At 36.4% G+C, this 17,189-nt stretch carries 18 protein-coding genes; 14 read left to right on the top strand and 4 right to left on the bottom strand.

Annotation, left to right across the window (positions count from 1 at the left end):
• The first annotated feature begins 54 nt into the window (after positions 1-54).
• From QA584_RS14370 to QA584_RS14325, 10 genes are all read left to right on the top strand, one after another.
• On the top strand, positions 55-198 hold the full coding sequence (locus tag QA584_RS14370; RefSeq protein WP_278269725.1) for a cyclic lactone autoinducer peptide: 144 nt from the start codon (positions 55-57) through the stop codon (positions 196-198).
• Between the two features lie 83 nt (positions 199-281).
• Positions 282-1,409 carry a radical SAM protein gene (locus tag QA584_RS14365; protein ID WP_278269724.1) on the top strand — a complete coding sequence of 376 codons (1,128 nt, stop codon included), beginning with the start codon at positions 282-284 and terminating at the stop codon, positions 1,407-1,409.
• Positions 1,410-1,411: 2 nt separating this feature from the next.
• Complete coding sequence (locus QA584_RS14360) at positions 1,412-1,705, top strand: PqqD family protein (protein ID WP_278269723.1); 294 nt, start codon at positions 1,412-1,414, stop codon at positions 1,703-1,705.
• A 59-nt stretch (positions 1,706-1,764) separates the two neighbouring features.
• Entirely contained in the window at positions 1,765-1,941 is a 177-nt protein-coding gene (locus QA584_RS14355) for a hypothetical protein (RefSeq protein ID WP_278269722.1), read from the top strand.
• A gap of 133 nt (positions 1,942-2,074) precedes the next feature.
• A complete protein-coding gene (locus QA584_RS14350) occupies positions 2,075-2,797 on the top strand; it encodes an ABC transporter ATP-binding protein (RefSeq protein WP_278269721.1) in 723 nt (240 codons plus the stop codon).
• Between the two features lie 228 nt (positions 2,798-3,025).
• Positions 3,026-4,537, top strand: coding sequence for a hypothetical protein (locus QA584_RS14345; RefSeq protein ID WP_278269720.1), 1,512 nt, complete (start codon positions 3,026-3,028; stop codon positions 4,535-4,537).
• Positions 4,538-4,592: 55 nt separating this feature from the next.
• On the top strand, positions 4,593-4,796 hold the full coding sequence (locus QA584_RS14340; RefSeq protein ID WP_278269718.1) for a hypothetical protein: 204 nt from the start codon (positions 4,593-4,595) through the stop codon (positions 4,794-4,796).
• A gap of 33 nt (positions 4,797-4,829) precedes the next feature.
• Positions 4,830-6,938 (top strand): B12-binding domain-containing radical SAM protein, encoded by a 2,109-nt coding sequence (locus tag QA584_RS14335; protein ID WP_278269717.1) that lies wholly within the window; start codon positions 4,830-4,832, stop codon positions 6,936-6,938.
• 41 nt (positions 6,939-6,979) lie between these two features.
• Positions 6,980-7,711, top strand: a complete 732-nt coding sequence (locus QA584_RS14330) for a CPBP family intramembrane glutamic endopeptidase (RefSeq protein ID WP_278269716.1) — start codon at positions 6,980-6,982, stop codon at positions 7,709-7,711.
• Positions 7,712-8,305 (top strand): accessory gene regulator B family protein, encoded by a 594-nt coding sequence (locus tag QA584_RS14325; RefSeq protein WP_278269715.1) that lies wholly within the window; start codon positions 7,712-7,714, stop codon positions 8,303-8,305. It begins immediately after the preceding gene.
• Positions 8,306-8,611: 306 nt separating this feature from the next.
• On the opposite strand, the gene QA584_RS14320 is transcribed toward QA584_RS14325, so the two are convergent.
• From QA584_RS14320 to QA584_RS14310, 3 genes are all read right to left on the bottom strand, one after another.
• A complete protein-coding gene (locus QA584_RS14320) occupies positions 8,612-9,799 on the bottom strand; it encodes a MerR family transcriptional regulator (protein WP_278269713.1) in 1,188 nt (395 codons plus the stop codon).
• A gap of 53 nt (positions 9,800-9,852) precedes the next feature.
• Positions 9,853-10,848, bottom strand: a complete 996-nt coding sequence (gene rfbB / locus QA584_RS14315) for a dTDP-glucose 4,6-dehydratase (RefSeq protein WP_278269712.1) — start codon at positions 10,846-10,848, stop codon at positions 9,853-9,855.
• Positions 10,849-11,129: 281 nt separating this feature from the next.
• Entirely contained in the window at positions 11,130-11,369 is a 240-nt protein-coding gene (locus QA584_RS14310; RefSeq protein WP_278269710.1) for a hypothetical protein, read from the bottom strand.
• Between the two features lie 159 nt (positions 11,370-11,528).
• Here QA584_RS14310 and QA584_RS14305 point away from each other — a divergent pair, with 159 nt between their 5' ends.
• The 4 genes from QA584_RS14305 to QA584_RS14290 are packed head-to-tail and all read left to right on the top strand — an operon-like array spanning position 11,529 to position 15,833.
• The gene (locus tag QA584_RS14305) at positions 11,529-12,839 is read left to right on the top strand and encodes a DUF512 domain-containing protein (RefSeq protein WP_278269708.1); all 1,311 of its coding nucleotides are present in this window, start codon (positions 11,529-11,531) and stop codon (positions 12,837-12,839) included.
• A 19-nt stretch (positions 12,840-12,858) separates the two neighbouring features.
• Positions 12,859-14,184, top strand: a complete 1,326-nt coding sequence (gene der / locus QA584_RS14300; RefSeq protein WP_278269707.1) for a ribosome biogenesis GTPase Der — start codon at positions 12,859-12,861, stop codon at positions 14,182-14,184.
• A gap of 1 nt (position 14,185) precedes the next feature.
• Positions 14,186-14,806 carry a glycerol-3-phosphate 1-O-acyltransferase PlsY gene (plsY, locus tag QA584_RS14295; RefSeq protein ID WP_278269706.1) on the top strand — a complete coding sequence of 207 codons (621 nt, stop codon included), beginning with the start codon at positions 14,186-14,188 and terminating at the stop codon, positions 14,804-14,806.
• A 13-nt stretch (positions 14,807-14,819) separates the two neighbouring features.
• The gene (locus tag QA584_RS14290; protein ID WP_278269705.1) at positions 14,820-15,833 is read left to right on the top strand and encodes an NAD(P)H-dependent glycerol-3-phosphate dehydrogenase; all 1,014 of its coding nucleotides are present in this window, start codon (positions 14,820-14,822) and stop codon (positions 15,831-15,833) included.
• Between the two features lie 116 nt (positions 15,834-15,949).
• Here the strand turns inward: QA584_RS14290 and QA584_RS14285 are convergent, their stop codons facing one another.
• A complete protein-coding gene (locus tag QA584_RS14285) occupies positions 15,950-16,954 on the bottom strand; it encodes an aminoglycoside phosphotransferase family protein (RefSeq protein WP_278269704.1) in 1,005 nt (334 codons plus the stop codon).
• Positions 16,955-17,189 lie beyond the last annotated feature (235 nt).

Below are 17,189 nucleotides of genomic sequence, written 5' to 3'. Positions count from 1 at the left end.
ATATGTATTACAATTAACTTACCAAATTATTTTTAGGGAGGGGAGGGAGAAGCCGTGAAAAAATTTATGAAGAAACATGGGAAAATAGTGGCAGACATAGCATTAAAAGTTGTAAAAAGTAATGTTAATTCCGCATGTATGTTTGTTGCACATCAGCCTAAATTACCAGAAGGAGCAGAAAAGCTGCGTAAGTATTAAGAGGGAGACAAAATAAGATAAAGTTACCTCGTATTTAACCTGTCAGGTTATTACGTAAAATATGTACTTTGGGAGGATTTATAATGATTGATTCTTTGGACTTAACAAAAACCATTTTCGATGAAATTAATATATCAAATGATCTTGTCATGGATTTTGACGGATCTGCATATTCAGCCCGGGATTATATGAAGAAATATTATAATGGTATGAGAAGACAGTTTGAGAGAGGGGTATTACCTAAAGCTTATGAGCATCCAACCGGTGCCCAGCTTGAGTTAACCTACCGGTGTAATCAAAAATGCCGACACTGTTATAATCAGTCTGGCGGAGATAATAGTAACAACCCAAGCTTATCCTTGGAAGATTGGAAACGTATTGCTCATGAATTAGGAGAATTAGGTATTTTCCAATGCGTAATATCAGGTGGAGAACCAACTCTGATGGGAGAAGGTCTGTTTGAAATTATGGATATTCTGCATAGTTATAATGTAAAGTTTATCATAATAACCAATGGTATGCTTATTGATAAAGAAAAAATCAACCGACTTAAAAAATATAAATACAGTTGGTTTCAGGTGAGCATAGATGGTTCCAGACCGGAATTGCATGATTATGTCAGAGGAGTGGAATCCTGGGAGAAGGCTGTGAATGCAGCTAATCTGGTCGTGGAAGCAGGTCTGCCCCTTGTAATTGCCCATGCTGTGGTTAAGAAAAATTTGGATTACCTGGAAGAAATGATAGATATGGCATATTTATTAGGAGCGGTTAAAATAACAACGGGACCCTTTAGTTATATGGGACGGGCTGTACTAAACAGTGATGAACTTGAACTTACCGAAGACGAGAAAAAGAAGGTCTACGAAATCTCTAATAAGAAAGCCGCTGAATATAAAGGCAGACTTCAGGTTGGTATTTCCTCAGAAGAAGCGATCTCTCTTCGGATGAAATTAATTGAGCCTAATGGTGTTATGTTAATAAGACCCAATGGTGACGTTAAATTTGATTGTGTTGCACCGTTTAAAATTGGAAACGTCTTAACAGAAGACATTCAGGATATTTGGGATAAGGTAGGCAAAAACGTGTGGAGTAACCCAAGAATGGTCGAATATGTGAATTCAATTAAGTCCTCCAGAGATTTATTAACGGTAAAACCTAGAATCAATGTGGATGAAGATGAATTATTAAAACCATTTGAGAGGAGTTTATAACAATGCATGATTATGTTTATGAAGTTATTGGTAAAAGGATTCCAAGGCAAAAAAGATATAAGGGCAGAATAGACGGAAAGCACTACTTGATTTTAGCAGAAGAAGCAGGCGGATTAATTACATCCTTAAATAAAACCTCCCTTGCGGTTCTTGAATTATGCAATGGGCAGAATAGTATAAAAGAAATTACGGATATTATGGGAGCAAAATACCCCGGTGTAGAGAAAGATATTATCATAGCAGATACCGCAAGGTGCATCTGTGATCTTAAGGCTATGAATCTGGTTTTATTATAATGTTTATATTGTCATTGGATTTGATAATATAAAAATATTTTGAGAAAGGAGGATTTGTCATGAGTGATAGTACATATAAAGTTATTAATACTGAAATAGCAGATGAATATCTGACTCCAACAGTAAGCAATGTTTCTGCTGATGAATTTGTTATTCCGGCAGTTGTAGTTGCAGCCGTAGTTTCAGGTGCAGTTTCAGGGGCAGTTTCTGCAGTTGTTACCAAAGCAATCAGCTAATTAGTAAAATCCAGGTGGAACAGCGCTAGGTAAATAGTTACATGTCTCTAAGAAACTGTTTTCCACTGCGCTTTCCACATTGCTATAGAATCAATGAATAAAGTGAGCTAAATTCATAGTAATGAGGTGTAGGATGGAATGTATTCTTGAAATCAAAAATGTGGTAAAAACGTATGCTTCTTCTAAAAAAAGAGCTTTGGATAACCTGTCACTGGATTTATATAAAGGCGAGGTATTAGGTTTAGTAGGTGCGAATGGTGCCGGAAAAAGTACCTTGATTAAATGTATTGCAAAATTAATCCATTATAATGAAGGATCCATCAAATTATCGGATAGTTTAAAGGATATTAACAAGTCCATCGGTTATATGCCGGAAGAAATTAATCTGTATGATTTTTTATCTGGAAAGGATTATTTAGAACTTATAGGCAAACTAAGAGATTTAACGAAATGGGATATCCAGAAAAAGATTGACGAACTAAAAGAGGTTTTAGAACTGCCAGACCTGAATATGCTGATAGCTTCGTATTCCAAAGGAAATAAAGAAAAAATTATGTTCCTTGCCTCGATACTTCATGAACCAGCAATCATAATTTTGGATGAACCATTTACAGGTCTTGACCCTATTGTTATTGAAAAAACGAAAAAGTACATTATGGATTATGCGAGAAATGGGCATACGGTTATTTTTTCTACTCATATATTGGATATGATACTTCAGCTTTGCAACAGAATAGCAGTAATATCTACAGGAACAATTAAAGGAATTCATGATATAGATGAGTTCAAGAAAAATTCAGGTAATTATGATAAGTTAATAGAACTTTATGCCAAGGAAATTAAGGGTCAAGACTGAAAAAATATGATATTCAAGCCAGAGTCGCTTATTTATTACGTTGTCCCGGATTTTTATGCGCCATTTGCGGCTGCTGGGCAGCCATGTCGGGAAGTGTGAAGAAAAGCATCTTTGTACTGGAAGACCTTTTATTTCTGCGGCATTATTTCGGGAAGGTTGAAGAAAAGATAAGAATTGAAAGGATGCCACATTGTCGCAATGTAACTTGCGAAAGGTATGGGTATAAGTATGAAAACAGTAAAGATTATTTATTTATATTCACTGAAAGGAATCATTAACCGCTTTAAGCAGCATCCAATTAAAATGTTTCTCATATTACTGGCAGCCTCAGTAATCATATTTCTTCCGGCAGTACTAATAGGGGAGTCGGCGGAAGGAATAAAATTACCGTACAAATGGATTCTTTTGCTTTCTTCGGTTCTATTTTCTAGATTTAGTTTTAAAATTTATTTGAAAGGAAATGATTTTAAAGCCATTCCACAGGATTTCATATACCTGTTGACGGTAACTCCAGAAAAAGTAAAGAAATTATACCGTATATTGGTTATGGATACTTTTATTAAAAGTTGTGTTTCTTATTTAGTTTTATATTCTTTGTTTTATTTATATACAGGGGGAGAAATTGGGTATCTTTTTCTTAATCTTATTATTGTAATTATTTTAATTTCTGTGGTTACATTATTAAGCGGTATTATTTCTGTGTTGTCCACTTTTATGGTACCTATTGTGGTAAGGGGATTTTTTTTATTGTATAGTGTGTTTTTGATGGGATCCGGTATTTATACATTTATAAAAGGAAAGTATATCCCTGCACATATGTTACTTGGTAATTACATATTTGCAGATTCGGCAGAGTATGTCCTAGGTAGTGGCTATTCTGCCCAGGGATATATGAAAGCATTATTAATGGCGGTTTTATTATTGGTAATTACTATGGCGCTTTTTTTATGGTTGCTTCGCAGCAGCAGACTGAGTGCCTATCATATAATTGAAAGCAATTATTATAATGAGACAGGTAAAAGCGGAAACCTCCTGACTAAAGTCAGCAGTAAATTTTTCTTTTTGCCTGAAAAGATGCGTTTATTAGTATCAAAAGAACTGGTGCAGATGTGGCGTGAACGGTCGCCGTTGGTTTCTGTTATCCTGCAATCTGTCCTTGCTGGTTTGGTTATGCTTATATCTGCTAAGACCTTTGAGGGGGCAATCGTACAGTTGGGATTAATTGTTATTCTGGCCTATGAAACTTTTTTGCTGTCATTATTTTCTATTCCCAGGGAACTAAAAGGAATTTGGAATATTAAAGTGATGAACCCGGATTGGATGATGTTTATCAGATGTAAATTTTTTGCGTGTTACATCGGAGCGATCATTTTATCGGTTCCAATTTGTATTTTATATATGGCAGCCGTATATTTGTTATTACCGGTAAATTTAATTGTAATCCTTAATATTTATCTGGCAGGATTAATAACAATTGTACCTTTAAGCATTGGTTTAGGCTTTTTAATGAGTACCTTTATGCCTTTTGATATAGTAGATAAAAAGAAAAAGGTTACCTATAAATTCAATGGACTTGAAGGTGCAATGCTATTTATCCTGGTATTTTTAGCAGTCGTACCTACCTGGGTCATGATAGATAACCGTGAAATCTTTATTATAATATTGATTTATGCCCTTTATGCCTTAGTTCTTTTGTATATCTCATTTTTATGTGCAAAAAGGAAGTTGTTAAAATTCTAATCGAGTCTGAAGGAAAGTGCGCTAAAGCGTACGGAAAGGAATAAGTAGAAATTATATGGATAAAGATAAAAAATTATCGGTGGTTTTTTCAGTTAGTTATACGGTAGTGATTATGTTAGCATTACTATTTTTCTTTGTAGATATTATAACGGGTAAAAATATGGATTACCGGCTAATGGCTCTTATCGTATCCGGAACGTTAACTTATATGGTACTGAATATTCTTATTAAGGATAAACCGTTAAATAAAGACAATTAATTCTTGAGGATGGAGGAAGTGCTCCGACTGTTGATGGGCAGAGCACCACTGTTAATGAAAATGTTAATTAATTTAATCTTTCCGCCCTTGTGGGAGTGTGATTCACCGTATTCGAGTATAGCTTATTTAAGCGCATATTTAAAGAAAAACGGCTTTAAGGTAAATTGCTGTGATCTGAATATAGCAATTCAAAATTATATTCTATCGGAACAGGGAATGAAGGAGGCTGTTAACAGAATAAAAACAGACTTGTCTCGTTTGTCGGAAGAAAAAGGTGATTATTTAAGAAAAATCTTATCCTTATATGAACTGGTGGGAATGGAAAATATACTTAAGGCAGTAGAAACCTTAAAAGAAACGAAAGATATTAAATCGATAACCCGTGCCAAGAGAATTTGTGAAATCGGCAGAGTATTATACTCAGCACCATATTATCCTGCCAGCTTTGATGCGAACCGTTATCTTTCCGGACAGGGTGAAATTAATGATATCGATACCTTACAAAAATCAATTGAGGATAGGGATGGAAATATATTTTATTCATTTCTAGTTCAATATGTGAATGCGCATATAGATGAGTATGATATTTGGGGAATTTCCATTGCAAGTTCGAATCAATTGGTACCTGCTTTTACCCTGGCTAAAATTATTAAAACCAGAAACAGTGAGAAAAAAATTGTTATAGGAGGGGCTATTCTGCCCTATATGTATACGGCAATATTAAACTCACCGGAATTGTTTAGATATGCTGACTGTTTTATTTTCGGGGAAGGTGAAACTCCCTTGATGAAATGGCTGGATTATTTAAATGGAGCGATTGCCATAGAACGTATTCCCAATATTATGTATCTGGAACAAGGTCTTGTAAAAACAACGACAGAGCAAACCATAGAAAATATTAATTCTTTAGCTGCTCCGGATTATTCCGGTATTGCCTGGGAGTCTTACTTTTCTTCACAGCATATTAGTTCTTATATTTCCTCCAGAGGATGTTATTGGAATAAATGCAGTTTCTGCGGACTTACCTCGAACTATTCGCAGTTTTACCGAATCCGTGATATCAAGCTGGTTTTGGACGATATCAGTACGCTGGTATCAACCTATGGAATCCAATACATTAATTTTAATGATGAAGCATTATCTTCTAACCGGTTAAGACAGCTGGCGGAAGGTATTCTTGCGCGGAATCTGAAATTTTATTGGACCTGCTTATGCAGACTGGACAATAACCTGGAAAACGATTTGTTTTATTTATGTTATAAGGCTGGTCTTAGAATCATTTCCTTTGGTTTGGAAAGTGCATCGGAAACCCTGCTTAAAAAAATGAATAAGGGAATTCATTTAAACAGTGTTCCTGATATACTGAGAAACAGCCATAAAGCTGGAATTTGGAATAATGTATATCTGATTTTAGGCTTTCCAGGAGAACAGGATAAGGACATTCATATAACGAAAGAGTTTCTCAGCAATTACGGGGAATATATAGACAGTCTTGGATACGGAAGTTTCCGACTGGACGGCTACAGTAAAGTCTATAAAAACCCACAGGACTTCGGAATCAGCAGAAAACCCGTGAATATAAAGTATTTTGGACCGGATTATCCCTTCTGTTATGAAGAGGAGCAGTCACTGCATGATAAAATTAAGAATTTTGATGAATCGATCAGACATCAGAAATATTATCATGAAAATTTCTCTTGTGTAGACGTAAATAATTTATTCCTACTGACGGGGGAATATAGTAAAAAAGAAATATGGGATAATTGCTTTGAGGATATCCTTGCCAAACGAAAAGAATATGATCACAACTTGGAAAATAAACCGGATGGTCTTTATATTCAGCTTAAAAATATCAAAAGTCTGAAAGTTACTTTGAGTAAAGGCAGTTCTTTATATCTTTTTCATAATAAAACCGGAGGCTGTATCGAATTGGATGGACGGATGGAATTAATTATAGAAAAAATCAAACAGGGCAGTCATTACAATGAAATAATTAATTATATTGAAGAATTATTTCCGGTTAAACCAGAAGTCAGTAATGAAATTCTTAAGCAGTTGATAATTCACTTGAGAAGTATTGATGCAGTCATCATAATTGATAATAGGAAAATAATGAGTGCTGCTGAACTTAAGCATAGGTAAAGTTATTTCGGATATACGGTTTATTTTTCAGGAGGTGAATAATGGAGAATTTTATTTTGGCATTATTTGACACGGGTACAATCCAGATAATTGTGGCAATATTGATGGGTTTAAGCTTATATTGCATGGCTTTTTTTGCCATAGCTAACAAATGGAAACATATAAATCATCCATTGCTCGGATATGTACTTTACCTGAGCTCATTTTCGGGCGTTATTATTTATCTGCTTACCAATGCTAGGAATCGGGAAGTTTTTAATCATAGTAATTTTTTCGTAAGTTATGAATTTAAATTCAGTTGGTTCATCATTATTTTACCGGTAATGCTGAATGCAATAAACTACATATTTAACAGAATTACAAATAAGCAAGTGAAGTATTATAAAAATAAAAGTGTTAAACAAAATATAGTTCAATCCGAAAAAAAGACAGCGCCGTATCCATTTCATTTCATTTATACTATATTATTAGCACCGACTATTGAAGAAATATTATTCCGTGGGATATTATTTTGGCATATTTATTTAAAATTTGGATTAATTCCTGCAATGGTAATAAATTCTATGATTTTTGCATTCTTACACTTAAAACTAAGAGTTCTTATCTTTTCCTTTTTTGGAGGTCTTATCTTTTCTTACCTGACTTTTGAATGCAATTCTTTATATGCGGCTATTTTAGCACATTGTTTCTATAACTTTTTGAATTTTGTACCTGGAATTTTCGGAAAAATTAATTTTGTTCTTTCCAAAAACAGTCTGGGAGGAAAAACATAAATGATAAAGAAGTTTATTTCTGACTGGATTACAAAAAGTCTTATTAATAATAAGTTCATAAACGACCAGGACAAGGATTTATATGCCTATGGACTGCAACTGGGAATCACGGCATTGCTTAATATTTTTATAACAATTATACTGGGTATTCTTATGGGCAGGATATGGGAGAGTATTGTTTTTCTTTTGACCTATATTCCATTAAGGAGTTATGCAGGGGGCTATCATGCTAAAAATCAGTTCAGATGTGATGTGTTGTCAATTTTACTGATTATTACAGCCTTAATTGGATGCAGTCTGTTAATAAAATATGATTTTGCCGGGAGGTTATTGTTGCCCGCTTCCGGAATAATTATCTTTTTTCTTTCACCGGTAGAGGATTTTAACAAGCGGTTAAACCAGGAAGAAACGAAAAACTATAGAAAAAAATCCAGGATACTGGTGGGTGTTATTTTTAGTTTTGTCATTTTGTTACGGCAGCTTTATTATCCTCATATTGCAGCTCCATTAATAATGGTCTTTATTATTCTGGCTTTGATGCTGATTGCAGGGAAAATAAAGAATCAATTCCTTACCTGGCAGCAAAGCAGTTGAAAAAAATACTTATATTTCTTAAGAACTGCTAATGCATCCTTCACGGAGTACTTTTTATTTTACAAGATGGGTTATAGATCTTTGCTTGTAAAAGAACAAAGAGTCTGGCTCGCCAGACTCTAGCGCTGACGCACTGTCACGACAGTGACAATCTTCCTTAAGTGCGTCATGCGCATCCTGCCTGGAAGGCTTTTTTATTGCATAGGTAAGTTCGAAGAAGTTTCCTATGCAATAAAAAATAAGTACTGACATAAAACTTGTTTCGAAGTTTATATCAGTACTTATTACCCCCCCGTTAATACTTTATTATTTACGGCACCGGAAGATACCTGCCATTTTTGTGATTTTAAGACTACCGGTTTTACTCATTTTTTTCTTTATAAAATCTTTAAATTCATCATATCTGTCTTTTAAATATTCCTGCTGATTACCGTGACAGGATAGTATATAGTCAAAGAGCGGAGGTATCTGATTTACCATAAGACAGTCATCATATATTAACTGTTCTACTTCACGGAAGCAGTCTTTTAGATCATCCATACCATTTTCCATACCAAAAATGTCATAAAGATTTATTTCAGAAAGGGATATTCTTGAATCGAACTCTTTGACTAATTGTTCTATTTCCTTCATATGAGCCTTTCCATAGGTACTGCAATAAAAATAACCGTCATTTTTCAGAACACGATTTATTTCTTTAAAAGCTTTTTTACGGTCTTTCAGATAAAATACCAGATGATTGCCAATTACGTGATCAAAAACATTTGGTTCAGCCGGAATATCATGACAATCAAAGACCTTAAACTGAAAGGGGCTGTTAACTTGTTTCAGATTCTCCTTGGCATCACTAATCATTCCAACAGAAAAGTCGGATAGCAGGAGCGTACAATCAGGAGGAATTTTATCCTGGTTAACCCGCCATAATTCGCCGTTTCCACAGCCAATTTCCAGGATATTCTGCTTTGGTTTAATATATAGATTAGAGAATATCCAGGGAAACCAGCCTGTGGGATTCACAGAAAAGTTCTTATGAAGCTTGATCCGAATTGCCACATTGGCTGAATCCTTATATTGCTTATTCAGATCCTTTTCCATATTGGTAATATGGATGAGAGGAATAATCTGCTTCCAATCAACTTCTTTCGTTCCTTCAAAAAGTTTGGAGGTATCCTGAATGGTTTGCTCCATTAACTGAAGCTGTTCTATTTTTCTCCTGACAAGCTTTAGCTGCAGCTCAAAAGAGTTCATGATATAGTTGGAAGCATTGTTATTTCCGGTAATATCGGTAATTTCCTCAAGGGAAAATCCCAGGGATTTTAAACATAGGATAATTTGAAGATTACCAAAATCTGAATCCGTATAGAAACGGTATCCGGTATCATTGATAAAGCTGGGTTTTAATATACCCTGCTTATCATAATAGCGTATGGTTCTAATTGATACTCTGGCCTTTTTGGCAAATTCACCGGTGGAATAATATAAATTATCTTTCATATTCAGTGTGTACCTTTCGCCTGACTTATACTATACCTTTTAACTGACTTATATTATACCTGAAGTTTTAAATACCAGGCAATTGTTTTTTGCATGCCATCATAAAAACTAATCTCAGAAGACCAACCTAGTTCCCTCTTTATTTTACCCGAATCAATGGCATATCTGCGGTCATGACCCTTTCTGTCGGGGATAAAAGTAATATTGTCCCCTGATACATCAAAATTGTATTTTTCATTCAGTATCCTAAGGATAATTTCAGCAATTTCTAAAGTGTTTTTTTCATTGTGGGAACCAATATTATAAACTTCTCCGGGGTTACCTTTTGTAAGCACAAGATCAACTGCCTTACAATGGTCCGTTACATAAATCCAATCTCTGACGGCAAGACCATCCCCATAAACCGGAAGCTTTTTATGGTGTATACAATTGGTTATAAATAGTGGAATCAGTTTTTCATTAAATTGTCCCGGTCCGAAATTATTAGAACACCTGGTCCGAACAACGGGAAATCGGTAAGTTTCATAAAAAACCCTGCACATCATATCCCCGCTGGCCTTGGTAACAGAATACGGATTCCTGGGTACGAAAGGAGAGGCTTCCGTGAAATAGCCCTCCATTCCTAATTCCCCGTAAACCTCATCGGTAGAAATATAGAGAAACCTCCTGCCGTCTTTAAAACCGTCCTGGGTTTCCCAAGCCTTTTTTGCGCAGTTTAACAAATTCAAAGTCCCCATAACATTTGTACGGACAAAAACCTCCGCATCCTCAATGCTTCGATCCACATGGGTCTCTGCTGCAAAGTGTACAACATAACTGATATCATAAGCATTAAAAATCCCCTCAACCACCTTCTTATCACAAATATCGCCCTGAATAAACCGATATTCAGGAAAATCTTTAATCTCAAGCAAATTATCCATATTACCTGCATACGTCAATAAATCCAGATTAATAACTCGTACCTTGTCACCATACTTTTCAAATATAAACTTAATAAAATTAGAACCAATGAATCCAGCACCACCTGTAACAAAATAAGTAATCATAATAAATCCTCCTTGTATAAAAAATTTTATTGTAATGTCATTGTAGGGGATTACCTAAGGTCACGGTCAATACGTGATTTAAGAAAATTTAAGAAAATTAAGAAAATTAAGAAATTCGTTTGATTAACTAGAATGACGTGTTGTTGTTCATAACCTTATATTACTCGATATCTTGTTTCATTTACTAATTATTTCTTTTCAAATTATTATTCGAATTACTCAATAACTCTGTCTTATAAAAGAAAAAATTTAAAATAAAAATATTAAAAAACAGCTTTGCCTCACAACCTGTCGCAGGGGTGGAGGGTACCGGGGGTATTTTTTTGTGAATTGAAAGAATCCCTCATGTACTTATGTCCGGATAACTGCGCCAATCTTTGAAAAAGCCGGCTGTCTGAGCCAAGGGTCAGAAACAAAACCATTATCCAAAGAGTATAATCCCTTGGCGAGTTCCGGTTTTTCAAAGATGCCTTAAGCAGATATCCGAACATTAGTACATAAGAGGATTCTTTCCTGAACAAAAAAATACCCCCGGTACCCTCCACCCCTGCGATAGGTTGTGAGGCAAAGCGTCCGTCCTAAAAAAAAACCATATTCCACATAAATACCAAAATTCATTTGATAATTTTTAACTCAACTGCTATACTAATAAAGTAAAAATCAGAGAGGACAAGATTTTAATGAATAACAAAGGTCATCTCATTAAATCCGTAGCACCAGAAAGCATCGCCGAAGAACTGGAAATAGAAGCCGGGGACAGGCTGTTACAGATCAATGAGAAAGAAATAAAAGATGTATTTGACTATCATTATGCAGTAAATGACGAATACTTAGTAATACTTATTCAAAAGCCAGACGGCGAAGAATGGGAATTAGAAATAGAAAAAGAATATGAAGAAGATTTGGGAATTGAATTTGAAGAAGGTTTAATGGACAGCTACCGTTCATGCAGAAACAACTGTATGTTCTGCTTTATCGACCAGATGCCCCCGGGAATGCGAGAAACTTTATATTTTAAGGATGATGATGCAAGATTATCCTTTTTACAGGGTAATTATATTACGTTAACAAATATGTCTGAGGAGGACATAGACCGCATTATATTTTACAAATTATCACCAATCAATATTTCAATTCATACTACAAATAAAGAGCTTCGCTGCAGAATGCTTCATAACCGGTTCGCAGGGGAAGCACTTGATAAAATCAAACGTTTATATGATGCCGGAATTACCATGAACGGGCAGATCGTCCTGTGTAAGGGTGTTAATGATGGAGAGGAATTAGAACGTTCCATTCATGATCTGGCCGCCTATATTCCTCATATGCAGAGTGTATCCATAGTTCCGGTAGGGATTACAAAATATCGGGATAACTTAATTAAGCTGGAGAAATTCGAGAAAGAGGATGCCCTTAATGTCCTGGGCATCATTCACCGCTGGCAGGACATTTTATATAAGGAATACCAGACCCGGTTTATCCATGCCAGTGATGAGTGGTATATTACCGCGGGACTTCCCATTCCGGAAGCAGACAGCTATGAAGGCTATTTACAGATTGAAAACGGAGTTGGTATGGTACGATCTCTGGTAGATGAATTTAAGGAGTATTACGAGAATATAAAAGGTGATAACAGAACAAAATCCGTAACGTTGGCAACGGGAGTACTTGCTGCACCAATTCTTAAGAGTTTAATGGAAGAGATTCATATAAAATATCCTAATATCCGGATAACCGTATATACTATAATAAATGAATTTTTCGGAACGGATATTACCGTGGCTGGATTATTAACCGGTCAGGATATCATGAACCAGTTAAAAGGCAAAGAATTAGGGGATTATTTAATCTTACCTGATGTTCTGCTTAGAGACGGCGAGAATGTATTATTGGATGATATTACCGTAGATGATATGAAAAATGCTTTACAAACACAAATCCGTATTGTACAATCAGACGGAAAGTCCTTAATCAATGCCGTAGTGAATTAAGACATAAGGAGAAAAGAATATGAGTAAACCAATTGTAGCAATTGTTGGCAGACCGAATGTAGGAAAGTCAACCTTATTTAATGTTCTGGCAGGAGAAAGAATTGCAATCGTCCAGGATGTTCCCGGTGTAACAAGGGACCGTATCTATGCGGACGTTACCTGGCTGGATAAGCAATTTACCATGATAGATACCGGCGGTATTGAGCCGGAGAGCAGTGATGTTTTATTGACTTATATGAGGCAGCAGGCTGAAATCGCCATTGACACCGCAGATGTCATTATGTTTATCGTAGATGTCAGACAGGGTCTTGTAGACGATGACTTTAAAGTTGCTGATATGTTAAGGCGTTCCACAAAGCCCATTGTCTTAGTGGTAAATAAAGTTGACAGCTTTGAAAAATTAATGCCGGATGTCTATGAATTTTATAACCTGGGTATTGGCGATCCTATGCCCATATCCGCAGCCTCAAGACTGGGTCTGGGTGATATGTTAGACGAAGTTGTGAAGCATTTCCGTCCGGAAGACACCGTAGAGGAAGAGGATGAACGTCCGAGAATTGCCATCGTAGGAAAGCCTAACGTAGGTAAATCCTCTATAATCAATAAGTTAATCGGTGAACAACGTGTTATAGTATCCGATATTGCCGGTACCACCAGGGATGCCATTGACACCACCGTTAAGTTTCATGGTAAAGAATACATCTTTATCGATACGGCAGGACTTCGCCGTAAGAGTAAGATAAAAGAAGATATTGAACGGTTTAGTATAGTAAGGACTGTATCAGCAGTAGAACGTGCAGATGTAGTCGTACTGGTAATTGACGCGGAAGAAGGGGTTACGGAGCAGGATGCCAAAATAGCCGGAATTGCCCATGAACGGGGAAAAGGTGTTATCATCGCGGTGAATAAGTGGGATGCCGTAGAAAAGAATGATAAAACCATTTATCAATATTCCGCTAAAATAAAAGAAACGTTATCCTATATGCCATATGCAGAGATTATATTTATCTCGGCCCTGACAGGACAAAGAATGCCTAAATTATTTGAACTCATTGAGCAGGTAATACAGAATCAGAATCTACGTGTTGCTACCGGTGTATTGAATGAAATCATGATGGAAGCCGTTGCCATGCAGCAGCCCCCCTCAGATAAGGGAAAACGTTTAAAACTTTATTATATCACTCAGGTATCTGTGAAACCGCCTACTTTTGTTATATTTGTCAATGATAAACAACTGATGCATTTTTCTTATACGAGATATATTGAGAATAAAATCAGAGAAGCCTTTGGATTCAAAGGAACGTCATTGAAGTTTTTCATCAGGGAGCGAAAGGAAAAAGAATAGTATGTTATTAAAAATATTGATTTGCTTAATTGTAGGTTATGGTTTTGGATGCTTCTCAACCGCTTATGTGATCGGTAAGGCAAATAATATTGATATCAGGAATTATGGAAGCGGTAATGCCGGAACTACCAATGCCCTGCGTACTTTGGGCTGGAAGGCTGGATTTTTAACATTTTTAGGAGATGCCCTTAAGGCTGTCATACCTGTTTTCATAGTTCGTTATGTCTTTAAAAATGACAGTTATGGAGCGCTTTTACCGCTATATACTGGGCTTGGAGTTGTACTTGGACATAATTTTCCGGTTTGGTTAAATTTTAAAGGCGGAAAGGGAATTGCTGCCACCGCCGGAGTTATGTTTGCTTTTGACTGGCGTCTTGGCATGGCTGCGTTTATTTTGTTTGTCGTTGTTGTAGCAATAACGAGGTATGTATCTTTAGGGTCCTTATTAATATCTGTTTTATTTCCTGTATGGGTATTGATTTTGTATCTGGGAAACATACATATGCTTATCGTCAGTCTGGTATTTACCGTATCAGCCTTTATTAAGCATCGTTCCAATATGAAAAGATTACTAAACGGAACAGAAAATAAAATTGGACAAAAGGTTAAGATTGAAAAATAAGGAGGTACAAATAGTGGCAAAGGTTAGCATTTTAGGAGCTGGAGCATGGGGTAGCGCGATTGCAATATTACTCGGAAATAACGGACATGAGGTTACACTTTGGTCTGCGCTGGCGCCGGAAGTGGAAGTACTTAGAAAGGACAGGGAACTAAAAGATAAGCTCCCCGGAGTAAAACTACCGGATTCTGTAGTGATATCCGATGATCTTAAGGATTCCTGTACAGAGAAAGAATTAATCGTATTTGCAGTGGCTTCGCCGTTTGTCAGAAGAACAGCCAAATTGGCCAGTCCCTACATTAAAGAAAATCAAATCGTAGTAAACGTAGGTAAGGGAATTGAAGAAACTACCCTGGATACCTTAACAGATATATTAAAAGAAGAGTTAAATAATGCTGACGTGGCAGTTTTGTCTGGTCCCAGCCATGCGGAAGAAGTAAGCCGAGGAATTCCTACTACTTGTGTAGTGGGAGCGGATTCCAAAGCGACGGCTTATTTTATCCAGGATGTATTTATGAGCGACCGCTTCCGTGTCTATACCAGTCCGGATGTAATTGGAATTGAACTTGGAGGTTCTATAAAAAATGTGATTGCTCTGGCAGCCGGTGTTGCTGACGGGTTAGGGTTTGGAGATAACACCAAAGCAGCCCTTATGACCAGAGGGATTGCTGAAATCAGCCGTTTAGGTGTTGCCATGGGCGGAAAGATAGAGACTTTTGCGGGGTTATCCGGTGTAGGCGATTTATTCGTAACCTGTACCAGTAAACACAGCCGTAACCGAAATGCCGGATACCTGATCGGAAAAGGTTACACAATGGATGAAGCCATGGCAGAAGTAAAGCAGGTAGTAGAAGGTGTATTTTCTGCTAAGGCAGCTCTTGCACTCGCAAGAAAGTATAAGATTGAAATGCCTATTGTGGAACAGATCAATCTGGTATTATTCGAGAATAAATCTGCGGAGGAAGCAGTAGCGGATTTACTGCTTCGGGATAAAAGACGGGAATATTCTGAATTGACGTGGAATAAATAAAGTCAGGTAATGTTAGATACTAGATTAAACTTACTTTTGACTGTTATAAATTTAAGCGCAGTACTTAAAAAGTGCTGCGCTCTTTTGGTTTTATTATAGAACCAGGTAATAAACACTTACTGCATAAAAATTTCATAGATCTTTTGTAAGGTATTCAATTGCAGCGTTTTTTCATCAAGGGATTCTGAATTAATATACCACTCAACAAGCCGATATCCGAACATAAGAAGTATTAGCTCAGCCACGCAAGGTTCGGAAAGTTGGGATACATCTGAATATTCCGAAAATCCTTTATAATACGCAGGAATACATTTTTGAAAGTATTCAACCATATAATCAACATTCGCTTCGTCTGCAATTAGACTTGCAAGGTCTTCCCCCATATAACCCCATCCGGCAGTATCCCAATCGAGTAATACGATTTTACCGTCTGCGTAAAATATGTTCGCTACCCAAAAATCCCTGTGACAAAACACAATAGGTAAGTTTTCAAGCCTATTTAATATATCCTCTGCGTTCTCATCAATACCGATGAGCATTTTACATAAGTGTTTCGGAATATTACAATTAGCAGAGCGGATGTAATCATAGACAACATTCCATGACCTGTAATGAAGATAGCAGTTTTTCATGTATGAAACATTACTTAAGTTGGTCATCTTCTGTAAAAAAGCTGGTTGCTCGGCATACAGCTTTCCTTGGAAACGTCCTAATTCCTCTGCTGCGCGTTCATACATTTCACCAGACAGATTTAAGCCTGATATGCCTTCAATATATTCCATCCAGATCATGATTTCGTTACCAGTTTTGCTCATTTCAGTATGATAGCACTCTGGCCAACGGAATGAGTCGGTGAAAAATGTACCTAACGCGGAAGTGTAAAGATCATACTCCCTGCGCCAAGAACCGGGGTCCCCGAAACGTTCCCATTTTTTCTGAATTTTCAAAACGACACGATATGAAAATTGATTGCCATTAACAGCTACAGCTTTGCCGGTAACAAGCTGCACATCACCTAATGTACCGCCATGTAACTGTTTTGTTTGGTAATCTGCCTGGTGTATATCCGTACCGAGCATTTTGCTTAGAACTTTAAGTAAAGTTTTGATTTCAATATTCATCTTTATACCCGTTATATATCGTAAGCAGGCTTACGATACTGCCGTAATAAAAAAGGTGGAAGATCTATACGGCGACCTTTCAATACTTAAATTTTGTTTTACCTTATAGCCATTGCTTATTCATTCCTTCTTGCTTAGAACGTTCAAAAGGTAAATTTCGTCAAGTAATTACTTACATTTTAGCAATCATTTTATGGACGGTCAATGTAAACTATGGTTATAATTGTTTTACTCT

The organism is Anaerocolumna sp. AGMB13025, from assembly GCF_029689925.1.
Taxonomy (GTDB): Bacteria; Bacillota; Clostridia; order Lachnospirales; family Lachnospiraceae; genus Anaerocolumna.
Note: the sequence above shows the minus strand (reverse complement) of the source record. Positions and strands in the feature narration are given on the sequence as shown.